16 protein-coding genes and 3 pseudogenes are annotated in these 21,945 nt (G+C 59.0%); 14 read left to right on the top strand and 5 right to left on the bottom strand.

Going from position 1 to position 21,945, the window contains the following annotated elements; all coding sequences use genetic code 11:
• The first annotated feature begins 18 nt into the window (after positions 1-18).
• The 4 genes and pseudogenes from OSC50_RS12195 to OSC50_RS26190 form a co-directional block, all read left to right on the top strand.
• Positions 19-1,347, top strand: coding sequence for an LLM class flavin-dependent oxidoreductase (locus tag OSC50_RS12195; RefSeq protein ID WP_266249302.1), 1,329 nt, complete (start codon positions 19-21; stop codon positions 1,345-1,347).
• Positions 1,348-1,381: 34 nt separating this feature from the next.
• The gene (locus OSC50_RS12190; protein ID WP_266249304.1) at positions 1,382-2,164 is read left to right on the top strand and encodes a phosphate/phosphite/phosphonate ABC transporter substrate-binding protein; all 783 of its coding nucleotides are present in this window, start codon (positions 1,382-1,384) and stop codon (positions 2,162-2,164) included.
• Between the two features lie 270 nt (positions 2,165-2,434).
• Positions 2,435-2,944, top strand: a pseudogene (locus OSC50_RS26195) (MCP four helix bundle domain-containing protein); the annotation flags it as partial.
• Positions 2,945-3,553: 609 nt separating this feature from the next.
• Positions 3,554-4,075 (top strand): annotated as a pseudogene (locus OSC50_RS26190) (methyl-accepting chemotaxis protein); the annotation flags it as partial.
• 236 nt (positions 4,076-4,311) lie between these two features.
• On the opposite strand, the gene OSC50_RS12180 reads toward OSC50_RS26190, so the two are convergent.
• Together OSC50_RS12180 and OSC50_RS12175 are read right to left on the bottom strand one after the other, a co-directional pair.
• Complete coding sequence (locus tag OSC50_RS12180) at positions 4,312-4,941, bottom strand: DUF1349 domain-containing protein (RefSeq protein ID WP_266249308.1); 630 nt, start codon at positions 4,939-4,941, stop codon at positions 4,312-4,314.
• Between the two features lie 366 nt (positions 4,942-5,307).
• Positions 5,308-5,526, bottom strand: a pseudogene (locus OSC50_RS12175) (DUF2188 domain-containing protein); the annotation flags it as partial.
• Positions 5,527-5,645: 119 nt separating this feature from the next.
• On the opposite strand from OSC50_RS12175, the gene OSC50_RS12170 reads away from it, so the two are divergent.
• On the top strand, positions 5,646-6,200 hold the full coding sequence (locus OSC50_RS12170) for a DcrB/PsbP domain-containing protein (protein ID WP_266249310.1): 555 nt from the start codon (positions 5,646-5,648) through the stop codon (positions 6,198-6,200).
• 110 nt (positions 6,201-6,310) lie between these two features.
• Here the strand turns inward: OSC50_RS12170 and OSC50_RS12165 are convergent, their stop codons facing one another.
• Complete coding sequence (locus tag OSC50_RS12165; protein ID WP_266249312.1) at positions 6,311-7,225, bottom strand: LysR family transcriptional regulator; 915 nt, start codon at positions 7,223-7,225, stop codon at positions 6,311-6,313.
• A 267-nt stretch (positions 7,226-7,492) separates the two neighbouring features.
• On the opposite strand from OSC50_RS12165, the gene OSC50_RS12160 reads away from it, so the two are divergent.
• The 4 genes from OSC50_RS12160 (at position 7,493) to pgm (ending at position 13,792) form a co-directional block, all read left to right on the top strand.
• Positions 7,493-8,515 (top strand): zinc-dependent alcohol dehydrogenase family protein, encoded by a 1,023-nt coding sequence (locus OSC50_RS12160; protein WP_181079495.1) that lies wholly within the window; start codon positions 7,493-7,495, stop codon positions 8,513-8,515.
• A gap of 708 nt (positions 8,516-9,223) precedes the next feature.
• Positions 9,224-10,648 carry a hypothetical protein gene (locus OSC50_RS12155; RefSeq protein WP_181079494.1) on the top strand — a complete coding sequence of 475 codons (1,425 nt, stop codon included), beginning with the start codon at positions 9,224-9,226 and terminating at the stop codon, positions 10,646-10,648.
• Positions 10,645-12,051, top strand: a complete 1,407-nt coding sequence (locus OSC50_RS12150) for an aminotransferase-like domain-containing protein (RefSeq protein ID WP_266249315.1) — start codon at positions 10,645-10,647, stop codon at positions 12,049-12,051. The genes OSC50_RS12155 and OSC50_RS12150 overlap by 4 nt, the downstream gene beginning before the upstream one ends.
• Positions 12,052-12,148: 97 nt before the next feature.
• Positions 12,149-13,792, top strand: coding sequence for a phosphoglucomutase (alpha-D-glucose-1,6-bisphosphate-dependent) (pgm, locus tag OSC50_RS12145; protein ID WP_253507557.1), 1,644 nt, complete (start codon positions 12,149-12,151; stop codon positions 13,790-13,792).
• 66 nt (positions 13,793-13,858) lie between these two features.
• On the opposite strand, the gene OSC50_RS12140 is transcribed toward pgm, so the two are convergent.
• Complete coding sequence (locus OSC50_RS12140) at positions 13,859-14,554, bottom strand: pirin family protein (RefSeq protein ID WP_266249317.1); 696 nt, start codon at positions 14,552-14,554, stop codon at positions 13,859-13,861.
• A 219-nt stretch (positions 14,555-14,773) separates the two neighbouring features.
• Between OSC50_RS12140 and OSC50_RS12135 the strand changes: the two genes are divergently transcribed.
• Positions 14,774-17,224: a UvrD-helicase domain-containing protein gene (locus OSC50_RS12135; protein WP_266249319.1), complete on the top strand. Its 2,451-nt coding sequence runs from the start codon at positions 14,774-14,776 to the stop codon at positions 17,222-17,224.
• Between the two features lie 37 nt (positions 17,225-17,261).
• Here OSC50_RS12135 and OSC50_RS12130 read toward each other — a convergent pair whose 3' ends face one another.
• The gene (locus OSC50_RS12130) at positions 17,262-17,534 is read right to left on the bottom strand and encodes a DUF1652 domain-containing protein (protein WP_181079489.1); all 273 of its coding nucleotides are present in this window, start codon (positions 17,532-17,534) and stop codon (positions 17,262-17,264) included.
• 256 nt (positions 17,535-17,790) lie between these two features.
• Between OSC50_RS12130 and OSC50_RS12125 the strand changes: the two genes are divergently transcribed.
• The 4 genes from OSC50_RS12125 to OSC50_RS12110 are packed head-to-tail and all read left to right on the top strand — an operon-like array spanning position 17,791 to position 21,565.
• On the top strand, positions 17,791-18,600 hold the full coding sequence (locus OSC50_RS12125; protein ID WP_266249321.1) for a helix-turn-helix transcriptional regulator: 810 nt from the start codon (positions 17,791-17,793) through the stop codon (positions 18,598-18,600).
• Between the two features lie 51 nt (positions 18,601-18,651).
• Positions 18,652-20,058 carry an NAD(P)/FAD-dependent oxidoreductase gene (locus OSC50_RS12120; RefSeq protein ID WP_253507569.1) on the top strand — a complete coding sequence of 469 codons (1,407 nt, stop codon included), beginning with the start codon at positions 18,652-18,654 and terminating at the stop codon, positions 20,056-20,058.
• A gap of 25 nt (positions 20,059-20,083) precedes the next feature.
• Positions 20,084-20,425, top strand: a complete 342-nt coding sequence (locus OSC50_RS12115; RefSeq protein ID WP_253507572.1) for a cupin domain-containing protein — start codon at positions 20,084-20,086, stop codon at positions 20,423-20,425.
• Between the two features lie 60 nt (positions 20,426-20,485).
• Entirely contained in the window at positions 20,486-21,565 is a 1,080-nt protein-coding gene (locus tag OSC50_RS12110) for a polyamine ABC transporter substrate-binding protein (RefSeq protein WP_253507575.1), read from the top strand.
• Positions 21,566-21,945 lie beyond the last annotated feature (380 nt).

The raw sequence follows: 21,945 nt of genomic DNA, 5'->3' as shown, positions 1-21,945 counted from the left end.
TCAGGTCGCGGAGGCGTTATGTCGAATAACAGCATGATTTTGAATTTGTTCTTTTTTAACCCCCAGGGCGATCATCGTTTTTCCTGGCGCCACCCGCTGTCACCGACCAGGGAAATATTGACGCTGGGTTACTACGTAAAACTGGTACAGGCGGCCGAAGCGGCGAAGTTCGATGCGGTTTTCGTCGCGGATCACGTCGCGGTCTGGGATTCAGTGGCAAGTGGCTTGCGGCACTATGCCAACGCCCGCCTTGAACCGATTACGCTGTTGTCCGCGCTGGCTGCGGTTACCGAGCACATCGGCCTGATGGGCACGGCTTCGACTTCCTATAACGAGCCTTTCAACCTCGCACGCTATTTTGCTTCGCTGGACTACCTCAGCGCAGGGCGCGCCAGCTGGAATATCGTGACGTCCTGGCTGGAAGAGGAGGCTTCGAATTTCGGATTGTCAGGCGTGACGAAACACGGCGATCGTTATCTGCGGGCCGAAGAATTCATTCAGGTCGTCAAGCAGCTTTGGGACTCCTGGGAAGAGGGCGCGCTTGAATTTGACAAGGGCACCGGCGACTTTGCCGACCCATCCAAAATTCACCCGATCCATCACAAGGGCGCACATTTCAGCGTGCGTGGGCCGCTTAACGTGCCGCGTCCACCCCAGGGCCACCCGGTCCTCGCCCAGGCGGGGTCTTCCGAAGCCGGCAAGAACCTGGCCGCCACCCATGCGGACGTACATTTCTGCTTTATCAATTCGGTCGAAGAGGGACTGGCGTACAGGGCCGATTTGAATCGTCGACTCGCGTTGAAGGGCAGGCACGCCAGTGATCTGAAAATCATCACCGGCGTGCTTCCGGTGGTGCTCGAGGATGAGACCGAGGAGGCGCGGCGTCGGCAACTGGAGGACAGCCTGATTATCGATGCGGTGGCGATTGACCTGGTCTCCAGCTACACCCGCCTGGACTTGACGGGCCTGTCGCCGGACGGCCCATTGCCCGCGTTGCCGGATGAGGCTGAGTTTGATGGTATTCGAACCGAGCTGGCCCTGCTCAAACAGTACGACGCTTCCTTGTCCATTCGCGAAATAGGGCGCCGGTTGGTCAAAAGCTCCAGTACCTGGCTGCTGATCGGAACAGCGGAGCATATTGCGGACAAGCTGTCGGCGTTATACGAGTCGAATGCCGTCGATGGCTACAACCTCATGTTTCCGTTTCTACCCACTGACTTTGAAACATTCACCCGTGGCGTGGTGCCTCTGCTGCAAGCCCGAGGGGTGTTTCGCCGGGAATATGAACCGGGGACACTAAGGGATCGCATGGGGTTGAAGACGCCTGCCAACCGTTTCCTGCTGTGATCGGCGCTGATCGCACCTTCTGAATGGATCTGATATGACCAGCGATCTCTCCATGTACCTGGCCCCCGCCAGGGTTTCACAGGCACAGGACGCCTGGCTTGAGCGCATCCTGGCGATTCTCGGCGAGCGCCGAGAGCAAAAACCCGTCGTTGATCTCGCGTCGCACTGGCTTTCCGCCGATCTGTTGTTATCTCAGACCTGCGGCTATCCATTTGTCACGTCACTGCGGGGAAAAGTCCGGCTGATAGGGCGCCCGAGCTATGAGCTTACCCATAGCTCGGCAGGCAGCCATTGCAGTTTGCTGCTCTGCAGGGCCGATTCGGACGTGACTGAGCTGGCAGGTTACCAGGGCAGCCATGGCCTGATCAACGCCCCGGATTCCAACTCAGGAATGAATTTATTGCGCCACACGCTGGCCGGGGTCAGCGCACGTGGTTTTTTTTCGACACTCACCTTCACCGGATCCCACCGGGAGAGCATGCGACGGCTTAAAGAAGGCGCGGGCGATTTGGCTTCCATCGACAGCGTTACCTACGACTATCTTGCGAGAGATAACAGCGCCGAGATCGAAGGCCTCAGAATCCTGCTGCGCAGTGCGCGCAGCCCCTGCCTGCCTTACATAACCTCGATAGGGCAAACGGCGGCGGATGCCGCTTCAATCAGGAACGCAATGAACGAAGCCTTGAACCAGCTTCCTGAAGTTTCCCGCGACCTCGCGATCAAGGAGGTCCTGCCGGCCAGTGAAGCCGACTATGAGTGTCTGCTGGAATACGAACGCAGTGCGGCCAGCCGCGGCTTTTCGTTTTTAGCATGCTGAGCGGCGGGCCGTTCGTGGATAGTTTCCTTAAACGAGTAGGACTGAATCGCCCCAACATTCTTCATGCATTAAAAACGGCGGGGCTGAACGACCATAGCGAGCGTGTAAGGATGCGTGATAGCGATGCGCTATCAACGCGGTGTGTATTGCTAACTGGATGACTGTTCTGGGTCGACGTATCGTCAAGACATCACACGTGATGGGCTGGTAATAGCGTTCGCGTCTTCCAAATCAACAGAGACCTGTAAAGGTCATATTTCCGAGTTCGCCATGCAGAAAACGCTTTCGTTGGCCACGCGCATAGGGCTTAGTTTTGCAGCCATCCTGGCGCTGCTTGTATTGATAACTGCCATTGGCATTCACCGCGTTGCGTTCATTGACTCCACCTTGGGCGACGTTAGCGAAAATGCCGCTAAGGTGCAGCGCTACGCGATCAATTTCCGAGGCAGCGTGCATAACCGAGCCATTGCCATTCGGGATGCTGTGCTGGTCAAGACTGATACGGATTTGGCAACACATTTATCGGAGGTTACAGCCTTGGAAAAGGCCTACTCCGATTCTGCCGCCCCAATGGATCAGCTGTTCAAGAGCGCAAGCGTAACGAGCGAGGAAGTTCGACTACTGAAAGCGATCAAGGAGATCGAGCAACAAACCCTTAGCTCCACCCAAGCGGTAATCTCCTTGCGTAAAGCGGGTGATATACCGGGCGCTCAGGCACTGCTGATGCGTCAAACTTCCCAGGACTACAGTGAGTGGTTGAAACGCGTGAATGCGCTGATCGACTACGAAGAAGCGTCGATCAGGGCGAAGCTTGGTGAAGTTCAGGCAACCGCCAGCCATTTCAGTACGCTGATGATTATCGCGACAGGTATTGCGTTGCTGCTGAGCATCACATTGTCGGCTGTCATTATTCGCTTCGTTAAGTCCACGCTGGGTGCGGAGCCCACAGACGTTGCATTGGCCATCGAGCGGCTGGCGGCTGGTGATCTGAATCAAACGATTTCAACAGATTATCCCGGCAGTGTTATGGGCGTCCTTAAAGACACGCAGGGGCATCTCGCAGAAACTATTCGCCAGGTGCGAAAGGCAGCCCAGGAAGTCAATGAGTCGGCCACCCAGTTGTCCGGCGCATCATCGGCTAATAATGAGCAGACCCGCTTGCAAACTCGCGAAGCCGAGCAGGTAGCCGCATCCATGATGCAAATGGCGGCGACGGTTAATGAAGTATCTGGATATGCCGCGCAGGCAGCTGATGCCTCACGGTTGGCTGATACTGAAGTAGGAAGCGGGAACATATTGGTTGCAAGCACCACGGTTGCTATCGAACAACTGGCATTAACCCTCGAGCAAACCACTGCTACCGTGAACCAAGTGTCCGAGCATAGTGAAAATATTGCGTCGGTGATCGACGTGATCAACGCCATCGCCTCGCAAACCAATTTGCTAGCTTTGAACGCTGCTATCGAGGCTGCCAGAGCTGGAGAGCACGGGCGTGGATTTGCGGTGGTCGCTGACGAAGTACGCTCTTTGGCCAACCGGACACAGCAATCGACCGAAGAAATTCGAGCGATGATCAGTACGCTGCAATTGGGTACCGAAACAGCCTCTCAAACGATGCGCGATAGTTGTGAGCTGGCGAGCCGAACGGTTACGCAAACCCGCAGTGCGCAGAATGCCTTGGCAAGGATCAGCGAGCAGGTTGCCGCAATCAGTCATATGAACACCCAGATCGCGAGCGCCTCGTTGCAGCAGAGTAGCGTCACTGATGAAGTCGCTGAAAATATCAATCGAATTCATGGCTCGACTGTTGCGTCGGCCACGGCGGCGCACCAAGTGTCGACCGCTAGTATTGAGTTATCAGATTTGGCGGAGCGTCTTACCGCTAAAGTGGCGTTCTTCTCTGCTGCTTAGAGGGGGTTGTCCGGTCGAACACAGTAAAGGGTAACCAGCACCCGTTGAAAGTCAGGCGGCGTTTCGGCGGCGCCGCTTGGCATTTATAGAAGTGCTGGATTCATATGACTGCTATCCAGCCTTATCCGGCCAGAACTGATCCACATTCGTCGTGGGTCTTTGGCTCATCACAGGCCGCAGCACCCAACCAGCGGCTGCATGCACACTGATTAAGTCCGAGAACTCTTCTTCATCGCCTAGCTCAAATCGTGCAGGCCTCGCCCGAGGGGCTCGCTCAAAGACCATCCGGAGAAATTCACCTTCAACCCCTGTCGCTGCGGTGTGCAGCACATAGGGCCAACTCTATAACGTTCCGCCGTAGGAAATGGTGCAAGCCTGAGCAATGGCCAAATCGCGCCATCCGTTGAATACTGTAAACGCAGCGACCCCTTGGAAACGGTTAGACGAAGCCAAAAATCGTTCGGGTTGCCGAGGAAGCAGCTAGGCGCCCAGTCCGAAAGGCCTAGGGTTAACACGCTACTGATCATTGGCCTGCCGTCATTAATTTCTATGCCTGCCTTTAGCCAAGTCTCCTGATCAAGCCTGAGCATGATTCCTGCCTGATCGTACAAGTCGCGGAAGTCGGCTTTGATTCTGATCTGAGCAGTAAAGTCTCCTGAGGCTGCGAACCCCAAGAAGTGTCCGCTATCGCGTATGAATCCGTAATGGGTTTCACGCCAAAAATCAGTTTTTAAGTCGGTAATCACGTCCAAGGAACCGTCAGTAAATGTTTGGCAATTACCTGGCTTATTCAACCATTCAGCAGTTCGCCAAATCGATGCTTCAAAGTCCTGACCGACCTCAGCTATGAGGTTTTTATCCGTCATGTTACCTCCTACGCCATCAGCTGAGTCTAGATTGCATTCAGTTCCTTCTGCTGATGATCTATGGCTATCGAGACAAATCTAACCGGTAGAGGCCTATGGTTTCATGGGCGCATCAGCGGCTCAATACCGATCCATTTCCTGACAGGGTGATAGCATAGTTTGAGTTGCGGGATTTCCAATCTTTGGCCTTCAACAAGTAAAGAACCTAAGTTGATGCCCCCTTTCGAGCTGGCATTGAATTCGCTTGTTTTAAAAGTGACATAAGCTGATCCATGGTCGTTTTCATTCGTGATTTTGCGGGGCCGGCGCTGTACTTCGGCACTGTTGATATCGTAGCGCGAGGGGCGAACATACTCTGCGTTTAACCTTTTGTTTTTTGGGGTCGGCACTTCGAGGATAAGTGCGGTCCTCCTGTATCGAGCCGTCTTCCTTATGGATTTTCAGCGATGCTGTTTTTCCTTCGAGAAACTCACCGGCTAGCTTTATGATTTCGGCCTTCGTGGTTGCCGTTTTCGTCGCTCGTTCTGCACCTTCCTTCTTTAAGGCCCAACCGCTGTCTGTTGGGGTGATGTGGTAGTTATCCAATACGAGCGACACGTCGCGGCGCGTGAACAACATCCTGGGCAGGTGAGCAGGCAAGTAAGATACGCTGTTCGCACGACAAGCCGTCGGTATTCGATGGCCTGAAAACAAAGGCGTTATCAATGTCGAAGCATTTGCTGTTGGGCTGGACCCGTTCCTTGTGCATGCTTGCTGCCTTGAGCTGCGCGGCCACCATGGCAGTGGCTGCCCCGCCTGAAAAAACCGCTACGGCGGCACCGGACACGCAATCGGTATCCCTGGCAGGCGGCAAGCTGAAGTTCGTGCTGGAAGGCGTCGAGGCCCGTTCCTTGAACAGCGAGAACGGCGGCACGATGTACTTCGAACCGAAAAGCGAGCGGGCCATCATCGTTACCGAAGGCCCGGTGCCGATTGCGGGCACCACTTCGGACACTGCGTTTCGCCTCGCCGTGGATACCCTGAAAGAAAAGCAGCAGGCCGCGTCACCCAACTTTCGCATGACCAGCGAGGAGACCATTCAGGTGAACGCCTTGAAGATGTACCGCCTGGACGGCACCGACGATTTCAACGGCCTGAAATTACTGATGGCCTCGTTGATGACAATAAACGATCAAAAGATCACCGTCATCGAAGTGATGTCCAGCGTAAACGACCCGGCTGGCCATGCCGCTGCGTTGAAGAACATTCTGGGTAAGTAATCATGCCGCCATGGGTCGTGGAATCCACTGGATCTAAACAGCTGCAGTGGGCCGAAATTAACCATAAATTCTTGTTATAAAACAGGTTACGGAATTTACGAGGAGCTCTATTACAAGCTATCGGGGTCCCCGAAAAACATCTGTATCCGCGACCGCAACCACCGTTCACCCGGATCGTTATCCTGCGAACCGCGCCACGCCATGTGCAGTTCAAAACTGCGCACCGGCAACGGCGGGTCTTCCGCGCGCAGCCCACCGGCAGAGGTCAGCGCCTCGGCCGCGTAGTCCGGCACGGTGGCGAGGATGTCGGTGCCGGCGAGCAAGGTGCCCAGGCCGTTGAATTGCGGCACGGCGAGTACGACGTGACGCTTGCGACCGAGTTTTTCCAGCTCTTCATCGATAAAGCCGCTCAGGTCGCCGGCGAAGGATACTAGCGCGTGGGGGCGGGCGCAGAAGTCGTCGAGGCTCAGGGAGCCGGGCACACTGTCGGCGCGCAACAGTTTGGGCAGGCTGCGGCGCAGCACTTTGCGCTTGGCGTTGGCCGGCAGGTCAGCGGTGTAGCTCACGCCGATGGAGATTTCGCCGGAGGCCAGCAGGCCGGGCATCAGGATGTAGTTGACGCGGCGCACCACCAGTACGATCCCGGGAGCTTCGGCGCGCAGGCGTTTGAGCAGTTGCGGCAGCAGGGCGAATTCGACGTCGTCGGACAGGCCGATACGGAACACCGCAGTGCTGGTGGCCGGGTCGAACTCGGCGGCGCGGCTGACCGCGGTGGAAATAGAGTCCAGGGCCGGGGAAAGCAGGGCGAAGATTTCCACCGCGCGGGCGGACGGTTCCATGCTGCGCCCGGTGCGCACGAACAGCGGGTCGTCGAACAAACTGCGCAGGCGCGACAATGCCGCGCTGATGGCCGGCTGGCCGAGGAACAATTTCTCGGCGGCGCGGGTCACACTGCGCTCATGCATCAAGGTTTCGAATACGATCAAGAGGTTCAGGTCGACACGACGCAGGTCGTTACGGTTCATCTTGTGTCCTGGCAGAGTCAGCAAACTTGACGAGATCAGTCATAGGCAAGCCCTTGGGTTGCGTCTGGAAGCATGACCGGCATGAATCTTACGGGGAAAGGCTGGTACTCTGCACCGGCTAATTGAGTTTTCCTACGATACTTAAGGTCTATTCATCAGACGCGGAATCAATGACAGGCATGTCGACTATTAATGGTGACCAATGGCCTTGCCTGGAAAGCCCAGATAGAGTTCATGGCATTAGAGGTTAATTTGGCGAGGTTTGCGATGTCCCGCACGATTCGTTTTCACAAGTTTGGTCCGGCCGAGGTGCTCAAATGCGAAGAGCATGCGGCCGCGCTGCCCGCACCGGGCGAAGTGCAGGTGCGTGTCGAAGCGATCGGGATCAGTTGGTATGACATTTTGTGGCGCCAGAACCTGGCGTCTTCCCACGCACGCTTGCCCTCCGGCCTTGGTCACGAGATGGCGGGGGTGGTTGTCGCCGTCGGCGAAGGCGTGGATGACTTGGCGGTGGGCGACAAGGTTGCCAGTTTTCCGGCCGAGAGCCCCAACGATTATCCGGTGTATGGCGAAATGATCGTCCTGCCCCGTTCGGCCTTGACCCGCTATCCGGACGTCTTGAACCCGGTCCAGGCCAGCGTGCACTACACGCCGCTGTTGATTGCCTACTTTGCCTACGTGGATCTGGCACGGGTCAAGCCTGGCCAATTCGCCTTGGTGACCGATGCCAGCCACTGTGCCGGACCGTCCTTCGTACAACTGGGCAAGGCGCTGGGTGTGCGGGTAATCGCCGCGACCAAGGACAGCGCGGAACGCGAGTACCTGCTGTCCCTTGGCGCGGAGAAGGTGATCGTCACCGAAGAGCAGGATTTGCTCATGCAGATCAACAAGTTCACCGACAATCGCGGCGTAGACGTAGTGTTCGATGGCCTGGGTGGTCCGCAGATGTCGTTGCTCGGCGATGTGCTGGCACCGCGCGGCAGCCTGGTTCTGTATGGCCTGCAGGGCGGCAATCAGACGCCGTTCCCGGCCTGTGCGGCGTTTCAGAAGAACATTCAGTTCTTTGTGCACTGCATCGGTAATTTCACCGGTAAGCCGGAACTCGGGATTACCCAGGACCACATTGCCCTGCAGCGTGCCCTGCGTGATATCAATCAGTTGACCGCCGACCGCGTGCTGGTACCGCTGAAAACCACGGTGTTCGCGTTCGATCAATTTGTGGAAGCGCACCGCTATATGGACGAATGCCCGTGCCGTGAACGTGTGGCGCTGCAGGTTGAAGCTGTTTAGCGCGTAGGAAGATTCGTAAACGGCTGGCACTGGCCAACGGCGCATGGGGCAAATGTGCCATTTGTGAGGGCTTAACCCGTGCCTCTCCTGAAGTGACCGCAATAGCGCTTCAGCCCCTGATTCCTGCCCTTGCCCCCCGACGCCGCGCTGATTTCCAGCGCGGCGTTGTCGTATCTGCGCGGTCGACTCGCTGTTTGTAGGCTATCTGCACTGGTTTTCGCCCAGCTTCTGTATCTATTAATCATTGTTCAAGCACTGATAATTGCGACTTCAAATGCATCTCAAGGATTGAGCAATGATTGAATTCATGAAGCGACAAACGAGGGTGGCAGAAACTAGGTGCGTGTTATTGGACGTGACTTTTGCATACGCGAGTTTTGATCAAAAGTCTCAGGCCGCTGCGGGATCAAGTTGCTTTGACTTGTTTGTCGGACGCTTCTTTAAATGTTCGGTTAAACATGCGTAGGACATTGTCAGAGTCTTCCTAAGACGAGCGCGGCCAGGTGGTTTTTCCACTGATTTCATAAGCTTGCAAGCGTGTGGAACAGCGTTAATTGCGCTGGGTGAGTCCTGTCATTTTGTCGCGCGGTGCTAGTGTCTATTCATCGGCGTACGGCGCGAAGTGCGAATTTCCTACACGCGCAGAGGGTCAAGCACACACTGTCGGCAGTTGCTTGAAACTGATATTTCAACTCAGGTAGTAGAACTATGAGCACTATTCACGAACAGGCTATGAATCATGTTTATCAGCAAGTTCTGCAACGATTGATCGGGCACTTTACGCGCTCGGGCAGGACGGCACTTCAGTTATTGGTCCAGCGCATTGTCGTGGCCGCCGGAGGCATGGAGCAGGTCGGTGACTACAAAGTGCTGGTGGCCCATGGAGGGGGTGAAGTCAGCAGTTACACCCTGGCACTGTTACGTGCCGCCCAGCTGACCATTGCCGGCCGCGCGCCGCGCACCTTTCAGTTGCGGGTCGCGACGTTGCGCCATGCTGGAATGACCGAGGGCCAGCTGGAAACCCTCAATCAGGGCTACAGCCGTCTGTTTCTCCACGACGACCCGCGTGTCGAATTGCTGATGGTGGAAAGCCAGGAAGTCCAGCCCTTTAATCACCTGCGCCCGGCGTCAGCCCTGGGCCGTGCGGTCAGCCAGCGCAACATGTTGATGGTGGGGCACTTGAGCTCCGGCGATTGCCGCGCAACCTTGTGCAATGACACCTATCTGGCCCTGGGTGATTTTTACCTGCGCGCTACCACGTGGGGCGGCGGCGTGCACGCGGTGGTCAGCGGCGACTCTCCGCGCAAGCAAAGCCAGTTTCTCGCCTGGCTGAAAAAAACCGCAGAAGGGGCAGGGGTGGCCATGCCCAAAGCCCGCGCGCGCTCGCTCAACGAGTTGTTCGCGCGCATGGACGAGTGGAGCGCCGGCTATTATCGCGACGTGTACGGCGATCACTATGTGGCGCACGAGAACCCCAACCCGCCGGGGCACAGGCACCTGGCCTATATCGGTATCGCCGACCTGCTCAAGGATGTCGACCTGGAGTCGACCACGCTGCTGACTGAATTCATGGCCTACACCCCCGATCCGCTGGGTTTTCATTTCAGTCATCCCAGCTATTCCAACCCGCTGCTGATGGCACATTTGCGCGGCCTGCAGGCCGAGTGCCTGCGCGACCTGCGTTATGAAGACGGCGTCGACGGGTTTATCCAGCAGGCCACACAGTACATGCAGCGTCTGCACATGCCCGAGCAATTGCTCGCCGAGGCCGGCTCCAGCGAAGGGCGCGTGCTGTCGAGCACCTTTGCCCAGCAATTCTTCGGGCTGGATGAAACCCAGCTGATCTGCCTGTTATTTTCGCCGTTTATCCATCACGGACAACGGTTGGAAGGGTATCTGCGCCAATGCCATCCAGGCATGCTGGTCGCACTGCCCGAGCTGCACAAGGCGCTGCAGGGCAAGCCCTGCGCCGAGATGCTGCAACAATGGGTCAGCGACACCAGTGGTTTACCGCTGCCCTTGCTGCAGCACCTGTACCGTAAGCGGCCGTTGACCGACGCCCACGGCCGACAGCGCAACGCGCGAGCCATGGCGCAAGGCGCGATACCGGCCTTTCAACTGTCCGGGCGATGACCCTGCGCAGCGAGCGCCAGGCCGACTTCGCGTACCAGGCGGTCTATCGCTACATGATCAACCTGATTAACGAAGTCAGCACCGACACGCGGGTCAAACTGCCGTCGCTGCGGCAGCTGGCGGCGCGCCTGAACGTATCGATCTCGACCATCCAGTACGCCTACTCGTTGCTGGAGAAGGAAGGACGCGTCTACTCCGTAGCCAAATCCGGCTATTACGCCTGGCCGATGTCGGCCAATCCCATGGCCTGGATGGGTGGCGACCTGCTCGACCGGCTGTACGCCGCCGCCCGGCGTCCGGACATGCTGGTGCTGAGCGGCGATGAGCCGGCTTTGCTGGGTGCTCTGGATGCCACCTTGCTGCGTCTGGAGCGCGAACTGGTGCGCCAGTACCCTGGTCATCTGCAGCCCTGGTCGCAGCCTTGCGGTGTCTGGGAACTGCGCGCGGCGCTGGCGGCACGCTACACCTCATCGCCCACCCATTGCTGGCACGCCGATGATGTCTATATCGGCGCCGATGTGCGCGGGGTGCTGGATATCCTGATCGAAGTGCTGGGCCTCAGAGGCACCGCCGTGGTGGTCGAATCGCCGTGTGATTGGCTGATCCTGCGCCTGCTGCAAGGCGCGGGGGTGCGTGTCATCGAGCTGCCCTGGACCGCGCAAGGGCGCCTTGACAGCGCGGCGCTTGAGCGACTGTTGCGCGAAGAGCCGGTGCACCTGGTAATGCTGTCGTCCACGGTCAGCCTGCCTTCGGGCGTGGCGATGCAGGTGGAAGATCGCCTGGATGTTGCGCAGCGACTGAACCAATACGGCTGCTGGCTGCTGGAGAACGACAGCCTGGGCGAGCTAAGTCTCGATGCAGCGCCTGCTCCGTTGCGCGATCTGGTCAACCCGGAGCGGCTGATCGTATTTTCCTCGTTCGAGAAAACCCTCGGCTCGGAAGCCCCCTATGGCTATCTGTTGAGCCGGCGCATGGGTCGCGAATTGCAGCGCCAGTTCCTGCTGCGTTCGTTCCGCTTATCGTCGATCCGCCAGCGCGCCATTGCGCGGCTGTACCACAGCGGCCGTATCGACCAGCACCTGGTGGCCCTGCGCGAACACCTGCGCGCACAAGCCCTGCAGATGAGCCAACGCCTGACGCAGCACTTGGGCGGGCAGGTGACATATCAAATGCCCAGGGCCGGCGCCACGTTCTGGCTGGCGTCCACGCGAGCGGTGGACATGCGCAAAGTATTCCAGCAAATGCTGGTGCGACAGGTCGTCATTGCCCCCGGCGAACTGTTCAGCGTCAGCGGGTTGCATCACCAGCATCTGCGCTTAAGCCATACCTTCCCCGGTCAGCCCAACCTGGACATCGCGTTGATAGCGCTGAGCGAAGCCCTGCGCCAAGCGAAGACTGGTTGAAATTTCTATTGCTGCTGTAGGATCGATCCCGTCGCGCAGTAGTCCAACTCTCAGTAAACTGGCATTTTTTCCGAATTCTTCTATCCGAGGTTTATGCATGACAATCAGTCCTTTTGCGGGCAAACCGGCGCCGGCGCAGTTGCTGGTGGATATCCCGCGACTGGTCACGGCCTATTACACCGGCCAGCCTGATGCAGCAATCTCCACCCAGCGCGTCGCGTTCGGCACCTCCGGGCACCGTGGTAACTCGTTTGAACTGAGCTTCAACGAGTGGCACGTGCTTGCGATCAGCCAGGCCATCTGCCTGTACCGCGAAGCCCAGGGTATCAATGGCCCGCTGTTCGTCGGCCTGGATACCCACGCGCTGTCCACTCCCGCCGGCGCGAGTGCCCTGGAAGTCCTGGCCGCCAACGGCGTGCACGTCATGCTGGCCGAAGGCGATGAATACACGCCGACCCCGGCGATTTCCCACGCCATCATCTGCTACAACCGCGGTCGCACCAGCGGCCTGGCTGACGGCATCGTGATCACGCCGTCCCACAACCCGCCGCAGAGTGGCGGCTACAAATACAACCCGCCCAACGGTGGCCCGGCGGACACCCACGTCACCAAGTGGATCGAGGCCAAGGCCAACGAGCTGTTGGCCAACGGGCTCGCCGGCGTCAAGCGCATCAGCCACGCCCAGGCGCTCAAGGCTGACACCACCCATCGCCATGACTACCTCAACAGCTACGTGGCCGACCTGGTCAATGTGATCGATATGGATGCCATTCGCAGCGCCGATCTGCGTCTGGGCGTCGATCCGCTGGGCGGAGCAGGGGTGCGCTATTGGTCGGCGATCGCCGAGCATTACCGCTTGAATCTGGAGGTGGTGAACACCGAAGTCGACGCCACCTTCCGTTTCATGAGCGTCGACTGGGACGGCCAGATTCGCATGGACCCGTCCTCCAGCTACGCCATGCAAGGCTTGATCGGCCTCAAGGAACGCTTCGACGTGGCCTTCGCCTGCGACCCGGACCACGATCGCCACGGCATCGTCACCCCGTCCGGCGGCCTGTTGGCGCCGAATAACTACCTGGCCGTGTCCATCGATTATCTGTTCCAGAACCGACCCGGCTGGCGCGCCGATGCGGCCGTAGGCAAGACCGTGGTCAGCAGTGGCCTGATCGACCGCGTGGCCGCGCGTATCGGTCGCCGCCTGTACGAAGTGCCGGTGGGCTTCAAATGGTTTGCCGACGGCCTGTTCGAAGGCTCCCTGGGCTTTGGCGGGGAAGAAAGCGCCGGGGCGTCGTTCCTGCGCAAGGACGGCACGGTCTGGAGCACCGACAAAGACGGCTTGATCCCGGCATTGCTCGCGGCGGAAATGACCTCGCGCAAAGGCCAGGACCCGAGCCAGATCTACCGTGGCCTGACCGACGCCTTGGGCGAACCGTTCGCGATTCGTGTCGATGCCAGGGCCACTCCAGCGCAGAAAGCGCTGCTGGGTAAGCTGTCGCCGGAACAGGTGACCTCCACCGAACTGGCCGGGGAGCGCATCCAGCAAATCCTCAGCCACGCGCCGGGCAACAACCAGGCGATCGGCGGTTTGAAGGTGATGACCGAAAACGGCTGGTTTGCCGCACGGCCATCGGGCACGGAGGATATCTACAAGATCTACGCCGAAAGCTTTGTGGGTGAAGACCATCTCAAGCAACTGGTCGAAGAAGCCCAGGTGCTGGTAGACGGCGCCATCGCCGAATAACAGTGCGCGTCCCTTGTGGAGGGGGCTTGCTGTGGCAAGCCCCTATGGTTACCGGAGGCTCGGTTCTCAAGCCAGATCGACCAGTACGATTTCGCTGTCCTCGACCGCCGTAACCCGCAGCACCTGTTCATCCTCGATCGCCACCCCGTCACGGGCGTGTGCACGCACACCATTGACCTCAATCACCCCGGTGGCCGGCACCAGGTAGGCACGGCGCCCGTGCTCCAGGCGGTACTCGGCGGTTTCTCCGGCTTTCAGGTTCGCCGCTACCAGGCGGGCGTCGGCACGAATGCGCAGGCTTTGGTTATCGCCAGCCTTACCGCTGGCCAAGGTCACGAAACCCTCACGCTCCCCTTTGGGAAACGGCTTGGCGCCCCAGGAAGGCGGCAGCCCGGCTTCATTCGGGATGATCCAGATCTGGAAAATCTTGGTCGGGGTAGCTTCCAGGTTGTATTCGCTGTGGGCGATCCCGGTGCCCGCGCTCATTACCTGCACATCGCCGGCCTCGGTGCGGCCTTTATTGCCCAGGTTGTCGGCATGGCTGATGGCACCCTCGCGCACGTAGGTGATGATTTCCATGTCGCGGTGCGCGTGCTGCGGGAATCCGGTACCGGGCGCGATGATGTCGTCGTTCCACACCCGCAGGTTGCCCCAATGCATGCGCTTGGGGTCGTGGTATTCGGCAAATGAGAAATGGTGATGAGCGTCGAGCCAGCCGTGGTGGGCGCCACCCAGGGCATTGAAAGGTCTGAGTTCAAGCATGATCGTCTCCTGTGGATGCGGCCCATGATCCCAATATGGATGATCGATAAAAAGCGTAAAAAGTGCCTTATTCCTATCGGTTTAGTCGATTGAACTGCTGCGACGCAACGTTCATTTCATCGCCTAACTGCCTGACGGCACAGCAATTGGCTGGAACTGTGCGGCGATTCCGGCGACCATGGTGCACTGCTCAAAACCCAGCCCACCGCAGGAGTCCGCGTGTCGCAACAACAGCCTGATCTGCCCCCTGAACTGCTGCCCCTGGCCCAAATGCCCTGGCTGAAACGCCTGGCGGCGCGTCTGTTTGGCCATGGCCTGACCCGTCTGCGCGCCCAGCACCGGTTCTCGTGGTTGCATGGGCAAGCCGACGGGTTTCGCAGCGGGCATGAAGCGGGCGTCGAGTACGGTTATCGCGAAGGCAAGGCCGATGGACTTGAGGAAGGGCGCCAGGTCCTGTTGATTCGCGACTTTCGCACCGATGCTCACCGCGCTCCGGGCATTGACGACAACCTCTTCGATGACTGGCGCCTGCCGTTGACCGCTGACCTGAAAAAACGCATCAAGGCCGAAGTGGCCCGCCTGCTGCCGGCGCATGCCCAGCCCAGCGCGGCACAGTGGAAGATGATCTTCAGCGATACGCCTTCCACCTCAGTGATCGCCGGTGCCGGTGCGGGCAAATCCACGTCGCTGGTGCTGCGCATTCTGCTGCTCACCCATTACCTGGGCTTTGAACTCAGCTCCATCACCGTGGTGACGTTTACCCGTGAATCGCGCAAGGACTTCATCCACAAGCTCGTGGAAATCATGAGTCTGTGGGGCCAACCGCTTGATATCAAAGCGGCCCAGGCGGTGGTGCGCACCTTCCACTCGCGCATCCTGCCGATGGTCCGCAGCCTGCCGGGCTTCGAGCGCCTGCAAGCGTTCGAGAACCTGCATACGGGCTTGGACGATGAGGCCGACACTAACCCCTTCGACCTGCGCATCAACGAGGCCCAGCGTCGGCAACTCAACGCCTGCTATCACCGGCTGTATGGCCAGCATCCACGTTTTCGCGAGCTGATCGCCCCGTTGATGCGCCATGGGTTGCAGCTCAAGGAGCTGGAGCGCGATCACCCTGACGTGCAAAAGCGCGTGGCGGTGACGGAGCTGGCGGCCCAGCGCGACGAAGAGCTGTGTGACCTGATCGAGGATTTGTGGTTTCGCGCCGGCGCCTGGCCGATCAAGGGCGTCGAGCCCGATCGCCGCACGGTGCAGATCAACGGCGCGCACTTTCATTGCCACGGCTATATTCCCGAGCTGGATGCGTGGGTGGTATTGGGTTTTGATTCAAGCGAAAACCCGCGGCTCAGCCGGCCGAATGCGAAGCTGTCGGTGCGCGCCGAATGCGCGGTTAAGCGAACCCTGTTTCAAGCTTTCTGCCGTAAGCCGCTGATTTGGCTTGATAATTACCAGGATTCAAAGCGCCTGCTCAGTAGCCTGGCCGGCGACGCCAGCGCCGGCCCTGGGTTTGAGTACAAGGTCAAAGGAGAGCTGGGATCGGCACCGCTGCTCGATTGTTTTGTCACGGCTGCCGGCTTCATCGAAAACCTGGGGCTGGACGTTCCCGACGCCGTGGGCCGCATGAGTTTCGCCAAGGATGATCCGGATCGCCTGTTCTTCGAAGCCCTGAGCATTTTCTGGAAAGCCCTGGAAGACCATTTGCTCGACCAGAAGCCGCCGATCATGACCTATAACCGCATGTTCTCGCTGTTCGGCGAAAATACCCCGGAAAACCTCAAGCTGCTCAGCGACCCGTTGCTGCGGCCGATGTCGCACCTGATGATCGATGAGTTCCAGGATGTTTCGCCGCAGATCGTCTCGTGGCTCCGCGCCAGCCTGCGCGAGATCCGCAGCCGTGGCCCGGCCATGCATGTGGGGCGCGGCGCGCAGCATTCTTCGCTGCTGTGCGTGGGCGATGACTGGCAGTCGATTTATGGCTGGCGCGGCAGTTCACCGAAATACTTCATGGCCTTCGACAAAGAGTTCCCATCACCGGCAACCACGCGGGTGATGCTCGGGGAAAACTACCGCAGCCATCAACACATCATCGACGCCGCCGAACACATCGTGCGCGCCGCGCCGGCAATCGCCGGCAAAAAGGCCAAGGCCAGCGGTGCGCCAAAGGCATTGGTGCCAGTCAAGGTGATGGAGCGTGACGACGCCGCGCTGGGGCGGCAGTTGGTCGAGCATTACCAGAAAGGCGATTCGGTGTTAATGCTGTATCGAAAAGGTAGCGATAAGTTATTGATTCAAGAGCATATTCAATCTGCAGTTAATGCGGATTCGAGCTTGCCTCCCGCTACGCGCAGGCTCAAGCAACTGACCTATCACAGTGCCAAGGGCTTGCAAGCCGACGCGGTGTTCCTGCTGGGCGATTGCCAGCACGTCACCAGCTCGCCCTACAAGAACCAGGTGTACCGCATGGCCGGCCTGGGCCAGGACGGCGACAGCGAGCCCTATGACACCGCGCAGAAGGAGGAAGTATTGCGCCTGGCCTACGTAGGGATCACCCGCGCGGTCAGTCATTGCTACTGGTACGTGGAAAAGCCCGAGGGCCAGGCGGTAAATATGCCCAGGGCGTCGGGGCGGGTGGATGGCAGGAAGGCGTTTTTCGACGATCAACGTCACTGATGGCCGACCGATCGGCCTTCAGCGATGTCGAGCAACGTCAAGCCCGCAACGATAAGGGCGGCACAAAGGATGCCAGTTCGATTTCCACCGCCTCGATCATGCGCTCCACATCGGCGGCGTTCATCACGGTGGCGCAGGGAATGCCGGCAATGGCAATCAGAGTCTCGCCGCTGGCACGGTCGAACAGGCGGGCGACCATACTGCCGGGAGCATCCATGCTGCCTTCAAAACCCATCGGGTGAAAGTGCCAGCGCATCAATTGGCACGCGTTGGGGAATGTCACTTTGTTCATGTTGCCCACCTGGTTCATTGAGCGCTTCCTTTAGCTCGCGGCAGGGTGCCGGGACCGTCACTGGTCGAGGCGTGTAGAGCTTAAAAATAGCATTCGTTCGCAACCGCAACGTGACTTTTTTCCGCCCGTTCGGCGGTTGTTTTCGATTCGATTGACCTGGGTCATCTCCTGTCGGGGAGTTGGCATAGTGCCATTGCGCGACCGAAGTGATTGCGCGCATTGAACAGCGTGGCGAATTTCGTCAATCTCCAGGCTTTATCCGCCAGAGCCGCCCATGCCCGACATTGCTCCCGACCCCGCCAGCCAGCTCACGCACGCCACTGGCGAGCTGGTGCTGCGCCACCACCTATGTTGGCGCCATCGCGACCTGGACGGGGTTATGGCCTACTACCATCCGGACATCCAGTACCACGATTTCTTTCAGAACCGTGTCATCCGGCATGCCGAGCTGCGTGAGTATCTGCGCGCGAGCATGCCACGCGCGGCGGATGAGGCGATTGAACACACCGATCGCATTCGTGCTGACGGCGACACTGCGTTTATCCAATACCGTATTACTTTGCGCGGTGGTCATGGGTTGGTGTCGTTCCGCACCAGCGAGGCCATCACCGTGCGTGACGGGTTGATCTGGCGCGTCAATGAGTACGCCTCACTGGTGCACGAACAACCCGCGCAAACCCTGCGCCCCACGGTGAGCCGCCTGGGGCTTTCGCCTCAGCAATTGGGGCATATGGCCAACGATCTGCAGCAGTATTTCGAAAGCCGGCAACCGTACCTGGACCCGGAACTGGACCTGCAGCGCGTTGCCAAGGAGTGCGGCTACAGCCGCAATCAGATTTCCTACCTGCTCAACCAGGTGCTGGGGCAAAGCTTCTACCGCTACGTCAACCAGGCCCGGCTCCGGCACCTGCTGGCCGCACTGAATACCGCGGCAGCGCCGATCAAGGTCGACGAACTGGCATTCGCCGCCGGTTTCAATTCGTTGTCGGCGTTCTATAGTGCATTTCGCCAGCACACGGGGCAGTCGCCCAAGGCCTACGTCAAACAAATTTCTCTGCGTGCACGCGCGCAAGACAACCCCTGATACGGCGCTCTAGGATCCCGTCTATCGAAACGCGGTAGAGGGAAACCTGGCATGGCGGCATGGCGCAACATCAGCTTGTGGATGGATCAGTTGGACGACCCGCTGATCGCGCGGCCCTGCCTGGAGCACGACCTGGACGTGGATGTGGCCATCATTGGCGCCGGCTATACCGGGTTGTGGACCGCTTATTACCTTAAACGTCAGGCGCCGCAACTGAACATCGCCCTTATCGAAGCGCAAACCGCCGGCTTCGGTGCTTCGGGCCGCAACGGCGGCTGGTTGATGGGCAACCTGTTGGGCGAAGACCGCCTGCTCGCCGGGCTGTCTGCCGAACAGCGCCGTGCTTCATTTGATTTACTGCATGGCATTCCGGACGAAGTGGCTCAGGTACTGGCCCGAGAGGGCATCGATTGCGACTATCGCAAGGGCGGCGCGCTGTATTGCGCCGCGCGCTACCCCGAGCAGGAAATCAGCCTGCGCCGCTATCTGAACAAACTCTACGCCCAGGGCCTTAGCGAAGCCGATTATCGTTGGCTGAGCCCGGAACGACTGGCCGAGCAACTGCGTATCGCCAAACCCTACGGCGCGATCTACGCCCCCCATGTGGCAACCATCCAACCCGCCAAACTGGTGCGCGGCCTGGCGCGCGTGGTTGAAGGCATGGGGGTAACGCTCTATGAAAACAGCCCAGTCACACATTGGCAGTCCGGCAGCGTGCGCACCGATAAAGCCTGCGTACGGGCGACGTGGGTGGTGCCGGCGGTGGAAGGCTACGCTACTACCTTGCCCCCGCTGGGGCGCTACCAACTGCCGGTGCAAAGTTTGATCGTCGCGACCGAACCACTGCCGGCCAGCACCTGGGAGCAGATCGGTCTCAGCGAGGGTCAGGCGTTCGGCGAAAGCAGCCGCCAAGTCACCTACGGCCAGCGCTCCGCCGACAACCGGCTGGTATTCGGTGCACGGGGTGGTTACCAGTTCGCCGGTAGGCTGCGCCATGACTTCGATTTGACCGACAGCGAAGTGCAACTGCGTCGCTACTTGTTCGGCGAACTCTTCCCACAGCTCAAGGACGTACGGATCACCCATTCCTGGGGCGGCAACCTGGGGATGTCGCGCCAGTTCCGACCGCACATGCTGTGCGATCGGCGCGCCGGCATCGCGGTGTCCGGCGGTTACGGCGGGGAGGGCGTCGGTGCGACCAACCTGGGCGGGCGCACCTTGGCCGACCTGATCCTGGATCGTGATACCCCGCTGATCCACCAACCCTGGGTGATCCGCGAGGGGGGCTTGGACGCGCTCAAGGCCTGGGAGCCCGAGCCGTGCCGTTGGCTGGGTTACAACGCGATCATTCGTAGTTTTGTCCATGAAGACCAAGTATTGGCTAACCCCAATACCGCACCCTGGCGTCGCAAGCTCGCCACGGGGTTGGCGGGGTTCATGGAAGGTTTCATGCACTAAGTCGTTCACACATACGGGAGCTCCCATGAGCATCACTCAGTTCAAAGACACGCTGAATGCGCACTTGCCGGACTCGTCCCCGGTCGCTGCGCCCCTGGGCGAGCCGATCGCGGTGGCGTCCACCTTGAGCGTCGAGCGTAACGACGGCGTCGAGACGGGCATCTGGCAATGCACCCCGGGCCGCTGGCGGCGCCAGATCACCGCACAGGAGTTTTGCCACTTCATCCAGGGGCGCTGCACCTTCACCCCCGACGACGGTGAAACCTTGCACATCCAAGCCGGCGATGCACTGATGTTGCCGGCCAACAGCACCGGTATCTGGGATATCCAGGAGACGGTGCGCAAGACCTACGTCTTGATGCTGTAACGCTTTGATCCTTGATCGCCTGCCATAACAACAGCCCTAAAACCGCCAGGAAATCGAACCATGAAAGCCATCGCCCTGTTGCCATTGCTGTGGGTGGCCTGCGCCAGCCACGCCGCCGAAACGGTGAAAATCTACAACTGGTCGGACTACATCGCACCGAACACCACCAAAGACTTCCAGAAAGAGACCGGCATCGGTTTTACCTACGACGTCTACGACAGCAACGAAACCCTGGACGGTAAGCTGATGACCGGTAAATCCGGCTATGACGTGGTGTTCCCGTCCAACCACTTCATGGCCCGGCAGATCCAGGGTGGGGCGCTGAAAAAACTCGACAAGAGCCAGTTGCCCAACTGGAAAAACCTCAACCCGGTGCTGCTCAAGGCCCTGGAAAACAACGATCCGGGCAATGCCCACGGGTTTCCCTACCTATGGGGCAGTACCGGTATCGGTTACAACATCGATAAGGTCAAGGCCGTGCTCGGAGAGGGCGCTCCCGTGGATTCCTGGGACCTGATCTTCAAGCCCGAAAATATGGCCAAGCTGCAGAAGTGCGGGGTGGCGATCCTCGACAACGGCCCGGAACTGCTGCCGGCGGCGTTGAATTACCTGGGCTTGCCGCACCACAGCAAAAAGCCCGAGGACTACAAACAGGCAGAGGCCCTGTTGATGAAAGTGCGACCGTATGTGGCTTACTTCCATTCCTCGAAGTACACCGCCGACCTGGCCAATGGCGATATCTGCGTGGCCGTCGGCTTCTCCGGCGACATCCTGCAGGCCGAAAGCCGCGCCAAGGAAGCCAGGAACGGCGTGAACATCGGCTACAACATCCCCAAGGAAGGCGCCGCGATCTGGTTCGACATGGTCGCCATGCCCGCCGACGCCCCCAACGAAAAAGCCGGCTACGCGTTCATGAACTACCTGTTGCGCCCTGACGTGATGGCCAGCATCACCAACTACGTTCACTACGCCAACGGCAACCAGGCGGCTGACAGCCTGGTCGACCCGGCGATCAAGGCCGACACCAAGGTTTATCCGAGCGCGGAAATGATGGGCAAGCTGTTTGCGCTTGAAGCGATGCCCCTGAACATCGACCGCGTGCGCACACGGGTCTGGAATACGGTTCGTACGGGACGTTAAGGACGTGCTGTGGCGAGCGGGCTTGTTGTGGTGAGCAGGCCTGCTGGTTAAACCAGTTAGATCCCTGTCCCGGTAAAGGGGGACATATGAAATTATTTATCTAAGTAGTGGCTGTTTAATGTCGCCAATGACACCATGACAATATATTCCCTCGCCCTCTGAGTGCATGACGCTACTTGGGTGGAGTTAACACTATTTAATATTTAAATAACGCTGTGCTGCTTTTTGTCCGACAAAATCCAATGCGGCCAGCAAACACGGCCTTCGACTTGCGCCGATTGTTTGACAGGCACTTATTCACCCGGCAAATAGATGTAGACGGAAGATTTCAAGTTGTGTCAGTTTTCTTACGCCTTCAAAAGAGGCGAGTGATAGGACGA

Source organism: Pseudomonas quebecensis (assembly GCF_026410085.1).
GTDB lineage: Bacteria > Pseudomonadota > Gammaproteobacteria > Pseudomonadales > Pseudomonadaceae > Aquipseudomonas > Aquipseudomonas quebecensis.
This window is presented reverse-complemented; position numbering and strand designations above follow the sequence as displayed.

Coding starts and splice junctions, on each gene's coding strand:
- OSC50_RS12195 (WP_266249302.1), top strand. CDS start 19: ATGTCGAATAACAGCATGATTTTGAATTTGTTCTTTTTTAACCCCCAG.
- OSC50_RS12190 (WP_266249304.1), top strand. CDS start 1,382: ATGACCAGCGATCTCTCCATGTACCTGGCCCCCGCCAGGGTTTCACAG.
- OSC50_RS12180 (WP_266249308.1), bottom strand. CDS start 4,941: ATGACGGATAAAAACCTCATAGCTGAGGTCGGTCAGGACTTTGAAGCA.
- OSC50_RS12170 (WP_266249310.1), top strand. CDS start 5,646: ATGTCGAAGCATTTGCTGTTGGGCTGGACCCGTTCCTTGTGCATGCTT.
- OSC50_RS12165 (WP_266249312.1), bottom strand. CDS start 7,225: ATGAACCGTAACGACCTGCGTCGTGTCGACCTGAACCTCTTGATCGTA.
- OSC50_RS12160 (WP_181079495.1), top strand. CDS start 7,493: ATGTCCCGCACGATTCGTTTTCACAAGTTTGGTCCGGCCGAGGTGCTC.
- OSC50_RS12155 (WP_181079494.1), top strand. CDS start 9,224: ATGAGCACTATTCACGAACAGGCTATGAATCATGTTTATCAGCAAGTT.
- OSC50_RS12150 (WP_266249315.1), top strand. CDS start 10,645: ATGACCCTGCGCAGCGAGCGCCAGGCCGACTTCGCGTACCAGGCGGTC.
- pgm (WP_253507557.1), top strand. CDS start 12,149: ATGACAATCAGTCCTTTTGCGGGCAAACCGGCGCCGGCGCAGTTGCTG.
- OSC50_RS12140 (WP_266249317.1), bottom strand. CDS start 14,554: ATGCTTGAACTCAGACCTTTCAATGCCCTGGGTGGCGCCCACCACGGC.
- OSC50_RS12130 (WP_181079489.1), bottom strand. CDS start 17,534: ATGAACCAGGTGGGCAACATGAACAAAGTGACATTCCCCAACGCGTGC.
- OSC50_RS12125 (WP_266249321.1), top strand. CDS start 17,791: ATGCCCGACATTGCTCCCGACCCCGCCAGCCAGCTCACGCACGCCACT.
- OSC50_RS12120 (WP_253507569.1), top strand. CDS start 18,652: ATGGCGGCATGGCGCAACATCAGCTTGTGGATGGATCAGTTGGACGAC.
- OSC50_RS12115 (WP_253507572.1), top strand. CDS start 20,084: ATGAGCATCACTCAGTTCAAAGACACGCTGAATGCGCACTTGCCGGAC.
- OSC50_RS12110 (WP_253507575.1), top strand. CDS start 20,486: ATGAAAGCCATCGCCCTGTTGCCATTGCTGTGGGTGGCCTGCGCCAGC.